Genomic DNA, 10,867 nt, shown 5'->3' with positions numbered 1-10,867 from the left:
GAACTTTCGCGTTTACCGCTCTCGTTCGAGGGTGAGGCCAATTATAGAATTTTCCAGCGCGATGTCAAGGGCCCGATGCGAAAAAATTTCACTTTTTTTCACTTTTTTCAAAAATAACGGGTTTTATTCCACAAAACCGCCAACTTGTAAACATTCTATTCACAACTTTCTTTTGACACCCAGCAAAACAAGCCCTATTTTCTTCGATTTTCTAACTCATTGATCATCAACGAAGTAGAAAAAAGACCCTTTTATTGTATTTTTATTCCCATGACAAGCCAGAAAAACATCGTCACAACCATTTTCTTAACGTTTGCCGCCCTCTTTTTCGTCGCATGCGCCGAAGATTCAAATCCAACAGGTGGATCCAACGACGACTGGCATAACAGAATAGAAAACATCCCCGTCAAAAGAAGTTCCTCCAGTAGAGCACAATCCAGCTCCTCTGCATACAAACTAGACGACGTATTCAACCCCGACATTTCCTACGGTGAAATTACAGACAAACGCGACGGGAAAAAATACAGGACCGTACAAATTGAAGACCAGACCTGGATGGCACAAAACCTCAACTACGCGGACTCCGTAAACACACCCTCCCTTAAGGGAAAGATGTGGTGCGGAGGCGATTCTTCCATCCAAGACTATTGCGATATCTTCGGAAGGCTCTACACATTGGGTGCGGCCATTGATTCCATAGAGCTGGAAAAGGAAGGTTTCAATACTTACACAAACTACGAAGATTCCAAAATCATAAGGGGGATTTGTCCAGAAGGGTGGCGTTTGCCTAGCAGCGACGAGTTTGACAACCTGTTCCAAAAGTTCGGAGGATTCTCCACCGCAGGGAAGGCACTAAAGGCAAAGACAACTTTGTGGAACACCGATTCTGGATCCGATCGTGCAGGTTTTTCTGCCATTCCCACGGGTTATCTGTTCCATGACGGATCCATGAAATACGTTGGGGAAAACGCTAACTTTCACACAACCCAATACAACAACTTACATTCCGTCATCAAAGTGCTGGCGGCAAACCGCGCAAACGCCTCGAGCGAATTTCGCCTTCGAAAAGAAGGCTACTCCATCCGATGTATCAAGATTACAGAAGATGATTTAAGTGCGGACGATCCCGTTGCAGATGAAGATTCTACCGTAGACAAAGATTCTACTGCAGACGAGTTGACAAAGTAAAGTGCCATTAATAGCAACGACCAAAATACTTGTCATCTTCTTTCCAACGAGGCTCTAGCCTAACTTTACAGGCCCCATCAATAAGGTCAAAGGGCTGATATTTCCCTTCACCATTGTGGTAAGCGCGGGAGTGATATTCTTCAATGTCCTCGATGTAGTAGATTACCGTCGAACGACACTCCCTTGACTTTCTGAGTTCATCGTAAGAAATCACCTTGTACCAGTTTCCATCTGGAGCACACTTGTACTTGACAGAATCCTTAAATGCATAAATTTCACGCACAAGGGCAGTGTCACTAATGCAGAGTCCAAGGTCTTTTTCTTTCTGCGTAAAGGGTCGCCAAGCGAAGCTCGTATCACAAGCATTTGACCAGAAACGCCCATTGGCACTGCGAATATCACAAATAAACTTCTCATCCTGGGAAGCGCCACTTTCAAAAGGATTATCCAGAACTTCAAATAGGTTATCGCGATTGCATTTTCCAAAGCCTAAAAAATGGTTTAGCATTTTGCTTTGCCAGTCCCCGGCAAATTGCCCCATACTTTTACAGTAATCCCTATGATACCAACTATCTGAGTGACGGCTACCATTCCTAGAATACTTTGTATCCCAGATTAGCTTCATTGAGGAAACTAGAGAATCCATATCGCGGGAAATGAGCGTCAAGTTCATAAGTCCATAATCCACAATCGGCACGACGACATGTTCTTCATTCAGGATTCCATCTTCTGCAAAGTCTGCCTTGACACTATCAAGAAAATCCCTATACCCGGAAGCACTGTTATTCTGCCTTACGAAGGACCAGGCATAAACGACGAAATTGGAGCGGGTGCAGATTGTCCGAACATCACAATTTACACAACGTGTGTCATAATTTTCATAGGGAACATCTACATCTTCGATATCAAAAAGTTCCTCACGAACATTGAGTTGTCTCTGTAGCTCCTGTAACGCCATATTTTTTGCAGTATAGACCGGGTAACCCTGCCGCATCAATTCCATGACTCGCGGGGTTAGCAAAGTACTTGCCGTGCTGAGTATAAATTCGTCTTTACGCCCCACCTCCGTCAAGGATTGAAGCTTTACTGTCACGGAATCATCGGCCTGCAATTCGGCAACAAACATCACCGTCTCGGATTCAATGTTCCTTGCGGGAAATTCAAAACTTACTAGATCCTTAGCCGGCTTTGCAAATACGGTGTCGCCAACAGCTTTCAGTTTTTCATTGACGGCGTAGTAGTAGAACCTGCGAACCGTAAAATCATTCTCGGCCAATACATATCCGACAGGCGCCCGATTATCTAGCCCCAGCTCATAAAGTTCCACAGGCTTTGTGTGGGATTCCGGACCAAAAAAATCTTCTTCCCCACAAGATACCAGAAGGAACAACAGGGCGATATGCAATAAAAATCTTAACATATACTACCCCCAGTTTCCACTCGGCACTTTTTCACGACATTCTATATACCCCTGCTGAATATCGGCATCCAGCTTGATACGGGGATGGTCAATTTTTAGGTTGAAGGAATATTCCTTGGTGTAGTCGGAACAGTCTCCATCATAAAACTGCTCAAAGTTTTTTTTGGAAAACTTGAAATCATCGGGGCCAAGAACCAGTACATTGGAGTAATTGCCATTGTGCCATACAATTTTCTCTGCGGTTTCGCAGTTAATATCTTTGCAGCCGAAAATATCCAAATAGAACCGCGTAGTGGAAACACCACTCCAATAGGGTCTATGATCATCACCTGCGTAATCCTTCGCCGTATACTCAATATCCATCTTGAATTCAAAGGACAAGGGATTTGCAGAAAAATTCGCCCTATTTACGGACAGTGTGACCATCGTGGCAGACGCAGAATCCGAATTGGCCAAAAGAGTCGAATCCATCGGCTGGTAATTTCTAAAGCGGTGGTCATGTTCCAACGACACTTTTACAATCGTATCCGGATAAAGCCAGTCTACATCCAGAGAATCCTGGCGAAGAATGATGGAATCCAGTTCCACAAAATTCGCCACCTTCAATTCATAACGATTCAAGGTTCGGGTATAGTCTTCATAGTAGTATGCATTGCAAGCCGCCAAGGCTAGCGCCGCTGCACATAGCAGAATATGATACAACTTTGCCACCATTCTTCAATTCCTTTCCGTTACTTTCGTCCCTGGTCGCGGAGGCGGAACAGCACGCAGGCGATATCTACGGGGCGGGCAAGGCTCATTTCGCGGCTCATGCCCTGGGGCAGGTTGCGGAAGCCTACATTCTTGATCTTGTCGCAAAGCTTTTCGATGCTTTCTACGATGGAGGCTGCATCGCCGGAGGAGTTCGCGGAATCCCCATTGCTCATGACGTTCTGGCAGAGATTCAAAAGCATGAATCCTGCGCCAAGGCGTTGCTGTTTTCCAGACAAGGTAACGAGACGACTTGTATCAGAAGCAAGGAAGCCTATTTGTACAAGATAGTCACCGGAAAGTTTCACCTTTACCTGGCGTTCTACGGCGGAAGTGGGGCGGATGCTGTTCTGGATGGGCTTGATGTATTCGGCAAAGCCGCGGCATGCAGGCGCGACAAAAGGCGCAAGCCCCGACGGCGGCAAACCAATAGTCAGATTCTTCGACTCCATGCCTGCGGCATTTCGCTCAGAATGACACTCCACGGAAGATTCGCCCAAGGCGGCGCAGGGCTCTCCAGCAGTCTTTGCGCATTCGGCCTTGTAGTTTGCCATCACAATGATATTGTCAGCAAGTTCCAGGTAGTCGCCGCAGGCGCCAGCCACGAGAATAAAGCTGCGGCCTTGGGCAGCAATGTCGCGGATGCGATCCGTCAGCGGGATCAGCGGTTCGCGGTCATCGCCCAACAGCTTGCGGACACGGGCGTCGCGAATGAGGAAATTCACTGCGGAGGAGTCTTCATCAATCAGATATGTAGAAGATCCTGCTTCCATGGCTTCCAGCAGATTGGCGGCTTCGCTTGTTGAACCAGATGCGCTTGCAGTGGTAAAGTTCTTGGTGCTGACACCGCCCGGCAAGTCTCGCACAAACTGCGAAAGATCTGTACCGCGTACACTGCGGCCATCTTCCACGCCCACACGAAGAGCGGATTCATCAATGACAATGCCTTCGCGGCCATCCCCAGGAACGTGGGGATACACGGCACGGGTCAAGGCCTGCAGCAAGGTAGATTTTCCATGGAAGGCGCCACCGGTAATAACAGTAATGCCCTTGGGTATTCCCATACCGCGAACACTGCGGCCGTTTACATCCAAAGTAACAGCCATTTCATCGGGGGCAGCAAAAGGCACCGCCCCTTCCATCGGATCTTCGGAAATTCCAGAAACGCGGGGCAGTACAGCGCCGTCGGGAACAAAGGCGCAAAGCCCGCGGCTCTCAAGTTCCTTGAGGATCTCGGCACGGTCCGCCAGCACCTGGTAGTGGGCGTTCAAGGCCGCCTCATCGCTCTTGCTGTAATAAAGGCCTGCGGAAACAAGGTCCGGCAGAACCATAGTCAATATTTCGGCAGCCGCCTCCGCCTGGATCTTGCGGCCTTCGCCAGGAAGACGCACCTGAAGGCAGGCGCGCAGTTCGCCGTTATCAATCCACAGGGAATTGCGGACCAGCATCTCGGGGCCGGAAACATCGAATACGACGGCGGCATCCTTCTCGGGATAACGTTCCAGAACAAGCTTGCTTAGGCGGCGGTACAGAAAATCACTGAGGGCCAGGCGGCGTTCAAAGCTAGAACCCCACTCGGAGGCATAGCCAAGCATCTGGAGATTGGCCTTGATGACCACCCTGGAGGCAGGGGCAAAGGGATCGCCCTGGACATGGATAAATTCCAACGAAAAATCGCCAAAATCCCAAGGTTTTTCGCCAAGGGACTTGTAAAGACCATAATTCTTGCCATTTAGGGTACGGATTTTCTGATAAAGAGCCTTCATATATATAAAGATACGAAAAAATGCATTTTTTCCCAAGATTTACGGCTGTTTGTCCTTGGTTCACAAACTTTTTCAATAAAAAAAATTAAATTCCATAAAAACTTTGTATTTTTAAGCACAAACTTAATAGGAGTAATCCATGAAGAAAATGTTCTTTTTTGCCTTGATGATGGCATTCCTGTTCACCACCGCCATCGCCGACGATGACGATCCACCTCCTCGTGGCAAGAACGCCGTGATCAACATCATCACCAACCCTCCTAACAGCGATGTCTACCTGGGTGGCGAACCTCTCGGCAAGAGCCCCATTGAAAACGTAACCGTCAAGTCTGGCCGCCAGACCCTCGTGGTGATCGACCAGGGCTACGAACTGGTTAACCAGCGCGTGAACGTTTGGCCGGGCAACGACAAGCGTAACAACTTCGACTTCGGCACCAAGATTCCTAAGGGCAACATCAAGGTGACCACCATTCCGGGCAAGTGCCTCATCTACGTCGACGGCGACAACTCCGACAAGACCGATGGCGCACCTCTCACCATCCACAACCTGGATGCAGGTGACCACGTGGTTCGCGCAGAATGCTCCAACCGCAAGTCTGCAGAAGCACTCGTGACCGTGAAGGGCGAAGAAACCGTCGAAATCACTCTCGACGCATCCTCCGGCAAGAAGAAGAAAAAGTAATCCAAAGTTTTTCTCTCTATGGTTTATACCATGTCCCCGACCCTTGTCGGGGATTTTTTATTTTTACTGCACTATGAGACGTTTTTCCTTAATCCTTGTATCTGTACTCGCCCTCCTGTTGTGCTCCTGCGCCAACAAGGCCATGACCCGTTACGAAACCCTAGCCCCGGCCCTCAAGAAGGGGGGATTCGAAGGCGCCATCAACAAAGCCAAGAAAGAGGAGAAGGACATCTACGGATCCAACAGCGTGTTCCTCTATAACTTCGACCTGGGAACCCTGCACCATTACAACGGAGACTATGCCGAAAGCGCCAAGTACCTGGACAAGGCGGAAGAAGTCTACGAGGATCTCTATACCAAGTCCGTGACCAACGAGGCTGCAGCCATCGCTACCAACGACAATGTGCGCCCCTACAGAGCCCGCCCCTTCGAAATCATCATGCTCCATGAGTACCAGATCCTGAACTACCTGGCAATGCAGGATATTGACGGAGCCCTGGTTGAAGCCAAGCGTGCCAACCTGGCCCTGGAACGCCTTTACCAGAAGGACAACGAGAAGGTCAACGACAACGGACTTCTGCGCTACCTGATAGCCATGGTGTTCGATATGGCTGGCGAAGGTGACGACGCCGCCATCGCCTACGTGAAAGCGGTAAAGGCCTTTGACGAAGGTGAAGTGAAACTGCCCAAGGAAGCCTGGGAATTCGTAAACGAACAGCTGAACCACATGGACCGAAGCAACGACCTGAACGGCCTCAAGCACGAACCCCTGGCACAGACTCCCAAGGCAACCAAGGCCCGCGAAATGGGTCAGGAAATCGTAATCGTCGGCTATGCCGGTCACAGTCCCATCCTCGGTGAAATGTATATGTCCGGCACGTTTGTCAGCGGCGGTTCCATGCACCTGAACTACAAGGACGGACAGACAGGAAGAATGAGTTCCATTACCCTGATTGCCCCGCCCGTACCGGGAGGCTCCAGCGGAACGTTCCACGTAGGATTCTCCCTGCCCGAGAAGAAGACCTTGAAGCAAAGCGTCGCCGGATTCGCGGTCAGTGTAGACAAGCAGCCCCGAATCAAGCCCGAGATGTACATGGACGTGGACTCCGAGCTTGATAAGAACTTGAAGGACGAATCCACAACCACCATTACACGTACCGCAGTCCGAGTTATCCTGAGAACCATTGCCGCCCAGAAGGCAAAGTCGGCAACCAATACCGGAAACGGCGTTCTGGACCTGCTGAAGAACATCGCCGTGGACGTGGGCCAGAGCCAGCTGGAACAGGCAGACCTTCGCGTGGGCCTATTCATGCCCAACACGGTCCACATGGTGCGCATCCCGGTGGAACCCGGTAGCCATAGCGTTTCTGTAAATACCCTGAATTATGCCGGAGGCGCAACAGGCGAGTATTCTTTTGATAATGTAAAAGTAAGCCGCGGACAGAAAATTTTCCTGTTTGTCCCCGCAATTCGCTAAAATCCACCTGTTTTCGCCAGTTTCGAACAACCGCTTTTTGTTTTTTTAATGTAGTTTCAAGTCAAAACGTTTATTTTAGGAGTCTCCCATGAATTTGAAAGTTATCGCAGCTGCTGCAGCCCTCCTGGCTAGCCAGTCTTTTGCAATTATCGGTATCGGTGGCCATTACGCCCCGGGCTTCGGCACCAAGATGAAGGCAGCAGACCCCCTGCCCGTAACGGAAGATGAATCTGTGCTTCTTTCCCATGGCGGCTTCAGCGGCACCATGCAGGGTTTCGGCTTCAAGCTGTGGGTAGACATCCTCCCCATCATCGACGTTGAAGCAACCGTCAACTTCCAGTTCGGCTCCTACGACGCCCTTCTCTACGTGAAGAACCCCAACAATCCTAACGACTTCACCGAAATTCCCCTGGAAATCGAACTGGGCGGCACTCCTTTCGGCAAGGCAAACCCGAAGTTCGTCTCCATGAACGGCGACCTTTCCATTACCTATCCCATTACCTCCCTCCCCATCATCCGCCCCTACATCGGTGGTGGTGTCACCTACCGCATGAACTCCTTCGTTCTTAACCAGCAGTTCACCAGCGCCCTGGTTGATGGCGTGGTCCAGGAAATGCTCGGCATGCTCGCAAACATCGATCCTACCGACCCGGCATCCGTACAGGCAGCACAGGAACAGGCTGCAAACCTGGGTGAAACCATGAAGGCCAAGGTTCAGGAAGCAGCCCTCGACGAAGGTCTCAAGACCAGCATCGGCGGTCATGCCCTGGTGGGTCTCCGCGCAAAGCTTCCCATTATCCCCATCGCAGCATACGCCAACTTCAAGTGCTACTTTGGCGGCGACTATCCTGACGAAATCAGCGCAGGCAACATGGCTGCAGAAATCGGTGTAGGCCTCGCTATCTAAGCATCGCCTAAAACCATGGGAACAACAAGAATTTTTAGGTAGATAAAGAGATGACTCAGAACACAAGCAGTACCAATATCCTTATCATCGAAGATGAAATCGCCATCGCCGAAGGTCTCGTGGACCTTTGCGAACTGAATGGCTATCGTGTAAAGCATGTAATCAACGGCGAAGACGGCCTTGCCGAGGCCCTGACCGGCCAGTATGGTCTTGTACTCCTTGACCTGATGCTCCCGGGCATGGACGGCTTTACCGTTTGCGACAAGATTCGCGAACAGGACAAGAGCCTGCCCATTATCATCCTGTCTGCAAAGAACGCCGACGAAGATATCATCAACGGTCTTAAGTTCGGTGCCGACGACTATATTCCCAAGCCGTTCTCCGTGCCCATGCTCCTGGCCCGTATCGAAGCTGTGCTCCGCCGTAGCCGCCAGTCCATGGAAAACGAAGGCAAGCTGGTTGCAGGCAACCTGAAAGTGAACTTCCGTGAATACACCGGTACCCGTGGCGACGAGGAACTGGCATTTACCCGTAAGGAAATCGAAATCCTCGAATACCTGTGGAACAACCGTGACCACGCCGTCCCCCGTTCCGAACTCCTCCGCAAGGTCTGGGGTTACGAAAACGCAGAATCCGTGGACACCCGTACCGTAGACATCCACATTACAAAGCTCCGCAAGAAGATCGAGGACGATCCGTCCCATCCGAAGCTCCTGGTAACCTTCCGTGGCGAAGGCTACCAGATGCGCTCTGCACCTGAATGCGATCGCTAAGAAATAGAATTCGCAACTACTTGAATAAACACCAGACCGTCATCAGAGACCGTCTGGTGTTTGTTTCCATTTTCATAGTCATCGCAATACCCCTCACCATCCTGTTCCTGCATACCTACGAGCAGTCCACGACCCTCGAAGAGAAGACGCAGGACGAAGATGTGAACAACGCCTACAACGACATGAGCACGAGGCTCGTGGCCGACTACGTCATTGAGAATACCCGTTCCTACAAGGACTACGGCATCCTGAAATCTATTCCCGTGATCGGCGGCAGCAGCACCCAGTTCTCCGGCTTTTTCGCATTCCCGGACTCCAGCGGGCCTTTCTGTAATTTCGATGGACAGGTCTGCCGAAAAGGTCTTGTTGGACACTTCCAGATTTTCCATAACGGCGATCTGCTTACACCTTTCTACCCTGATACCAACTACAGTATCGGACGTTCCGTGTGGGACAACTTCTCCCCCGACGACAAGAAACTGCGCAAGCGTACCCGCGACAAGATACAGCATCTTCTTGACACCCTGGGCATCAAGAACAAGGAACCCAAGTCGAACCTTGATACCGCGGGCCTCCGTAACGTGATCGACCAGTTCTGGGAAAACATCCCAGACTCCACGGACGAAGCAAGCGAAGAACCTCACTTCAAGAAAATCGTCACACGTATCGAGACTACGTCAGAGGAAGAAGCTCAGGCCTACATTGCCGAAACCGCACCTGTAGAATTCCGTCAGACATTTGATATTCCCGAGTTCAACGGAGGCGTGGACATTTCCGACCTGGAAATGAAAACCACCAACGACTACATAGTCTTTTACAGACAGATCTATATTGGACAGCAGCCCGTCGTCCAAGGTTTTGTCGTCGAAAAGATTCCTTACCTTAAGTACATGACTCACAGGGAACGGAGCATCTACAATTCCTATTCCTCTCCTTACGCCATCGACATCGTGTTGGAAAATACGACCCTGTTTACCATTGGCAGCCACGATCATCGATACAAGCTGAAACTATCCAAGCCATTCCCTGCGCCCTACGAGAACGTCATCTTCAAGATGTACATCAAGGAAACTTCAAGGGCAACAGGTTCCACCATCCTTACTGCAGGCGTAATCCTGCTACTGGTGATTGCAATCTGCCTGATTACAATCTACAGATTCACCCAGAGTAAAGTGGCCTTGGCAACCAAGCGTCAGGACTTCGTATCCGCCATTACCCACGAGCTGAAGACTCCCCTTACCGCCATCAAGATGTACGCCGAAATGCTCCAGAGCTTTGGCGGTCTTAACGAGGAAAAGCGACAGAAGTACTACACCCAGATTGCAAGCGAGGCAGACCGTCTCTCCCGCCTGATCCAGAACGTATTGAACCTGTCCAAGCTGGACGGTAACCGTTGGAACGTGCAGCTGCGACAGGAACGCCCCAAGGCAGTCCTGGATGACTTTATCGCCACCTACAGCAGGAATGTGGAAAAGCAGGGATTCGAACTTACGGTTTCCTCCGATACGGATGCAGACAACGTAAGCCTGCTTATCGACCGCGATGCCATCATGCAGATCCTGATGAACCTGGTGGACAACTCCCTGAAGTTCTCCAAGAACGCAAGCTACAAGATGATCAACATCGAACTTGCCATCAAGGGTACGGACATGTACCTTGCAGTACGCGACTACGGCCCGGGCATTCCTCCTGCCGAAATGAAGAAGGTGTTCCAGGAATTCTACCGCGTGGAGAACGAAATGACCCGACAGACAAGCGGAACGGGTATCGGTCTTTCCATGGTGAAAAAGCTTTGCACTTTATGTAATATGCAGATTGAAGTGGAAAACGCCCACCCCGGACTTAGGACCAAAATCCACTTCCAGTCATTGTCAATTTAATCTGTGATTATGTATCTTTATGGA

General features: G+C 50.2%; 9 protein-coding genes. 6 read left to right on the top strand and 3 right to left on the bottom strand.

What is annotated here, in order from left to right:
- The first annotated feature begins 270 nt into the window (after positions 1-270).
- Positions 271-1,188, top strand: a complete 918-nt coding sequence (locus tag MJZ26_10855) for a hypothetical protein (protein ID MCQ2106278.1) — start codon at positions 271-273, stop codon at positions 1,186-1,188.
- A gap of 7 nt (positions 1,189-1,195) precedes the next feature.
- On the opposite strand, the gene MJZ26_10850 is transcribed toward MJZ26_10855, so the two are convergent.
- Genes MJZ26_10850 through MJZ26_10840 form a run of 3 tightly spaced genes read right to left on the bottom strand, consistent with a single transcriptional unit; the run spans position 1,196 to position 5,124 of the window.
- Complete coding sequence (locus MJZ26_10850; protein ID MCQ2106277.1) at positions 1,196-2,608, bottom strand: hypothetical protein; 1,413 nt, start codon at positions 2,606-2,608, stop codon at positions 1,196-1,198.
- A 3-nt stretch (positions 2,609-2,611) separates the two neighbouring features.
- Positions 2,612-3,322 carry a hypothetical protein gene (locus MJZ26_10845; GenBank protein MCQ2106276.1) on the bottom strand — a complete coding sequence of 237 codons (711 nt, stop codon included), beginning with the start codon at positions 3,320-3,322 and terminating at the stop codon, positions 2,612-2,614.
- A 17-nt stretch (positions 3,323-3,339) separates the two neighbouring features.
- Entirely contained in the window at positions 3,340-5,124 is a 1,785-nt protein-coding gene (locus tag MJZ26_10840) for an ABC-ATPase domain-containing protein (protein ID MCQ2106275.1), read from the bottom strand.
- A 139-nt stretch (positions 5,125-5,263) separates the two neighbouring features.
- Here MJZ26_10840 and MJZ26_10835 point away from each other — a divergent pair, with 139 nt between their 5' ends.
- The 5 genes from MJZ26_10835 (at position 5,264) to MJZ26_10815 (ending at position 10,843) form a co-directional block, all read left to right on the top strand.
- Positions 5,264-5,806: a PEGA domain-containing protein gene (locus tag MJZ26_10835; GenBank protein ID MCQ2106274.1), complete on the top strand. Its 543-nt coding sequence runs from the start codon at positions 5,264-5,266 to the stop codon at positions 5,804-5,806.
- Positions 5,807-5,879: 73 nt separating this feature from the next.
- The gene (locus MJZ26_10830) at positions 5,880-7,283 is read left to right on the top strand and encodes a hypothetical protein (protein ID MCQ2106273.1); all 1,404 of its coding nucleotides are present in this window, start codon (positions 5,880-5,882) and stop codon (positions 7,281-7,283) included.
- An 88-nt stretch (positions 7,284-7,371) separates the two neighbouring features.
- Complete coding sequence (locus MJZ26_10825; protein ID MCQ2106272.1) at positions 7,372-8,190, top strand: hypothetical protein; 819 nt, start codon at positions 7,372-7,374, stop codon at positions 8,188-8,190.
- Positions 8,191-8,240: 50 nt separating this feature from the next.
- The gene (locus MJZ26_10820) at positions 8,241-8,963 is read left to right on the top strand and encodes a response regulator transcription factor (protein ID MCQ2106271.1); all 723 of its coding nucleotides are present in this window, start codon (positions 8,241-8,243) and stop codon (positions 8,961-8,963) included.
- A gap of 20 nt (positions 8,964-8,983) precedes the next feature.
- On the top strand, positions 8,984-10,843 hold the full coding sequence (locus MJZ26_10815) for a HAMP domain-containing histidine kinase (GenBank protein MCQ2106270.1): 1,860 nt from the start codon (positions 8,984-8,986) through the stop codon (positions 10,841-10,843).
- Positions 10,844-10,867: the final 24 nt, after the last annotated feature.

It is taken from the genome of Fibrobacter sp., from assembly GCA_024398965.1.
Classification (GTDB): domain Bacteria; phylum Fibrobacterota; class Fibrobacteria; order Fibrobacterales; family Fibrobacteraceae; genus Fibrobacter.
Note: the sequence above shows the minus strand (reverse complement) of the source record. Positions and strands in the feature narration are given on the sequence as shown.

Coding starts and splice junctions, on each gene's coding strand:
- MJZ26_10840 (MCQ2106275.1), bottom strand. CDS start 5,124: ATGAAGGCTCTTTATCAGAAAATCCGTACCCTAAATGGCAAGAATTAT.
- MJZ26_10830 (MCQ2106273.1), top strand. CDS start 5,880: ATGAGACGTTTTTCCTTAATCCTTGTATCTGTACTCGCCCTCCTGTTG.
- MJZ26_10850 (MCQ2106277.1), bottom strand. CDS start 2,608: ATGTTAAGATTTTTATTGCATATCGCCCTGTTGTTCCTTCTGGTATCT.
- MJZ26_10820 (MCQ2106271.1), top strand. CDS start 8,241: ATGACTCAGAACACAAGCAGTACCAATATCCTTATCATCGAAGATGAA.
- MJZ26_10835 (MCQ2106274.1), top strand. CDS start 5,264: ATGAAGAAAATGTTCTTTTTTGCCTTGATGATGGCATTCCTGTTCACC.
- MJZ26_10825 (MCQ2106272.1), top strand. CDS start 7,372: ATGAATTTGAAAGTTATCGCAGCTGCTGCAGCCCTCCTGGCTAGCCAG.
- MJZ26_10845 (MCQ2106276.1), bottom strand. CDS start 3,322: ATGGTGGCAAAGTTGTATCATATTCTGCTATGTGCAGCGGCGCTAGCC.
- MJZ26_10855 (MCQ2106278.1), top strand. CDS start 271: ATGACAAGCCAGAAAAACATCGTCACAACCATTTTCTTAACGTTTGCC.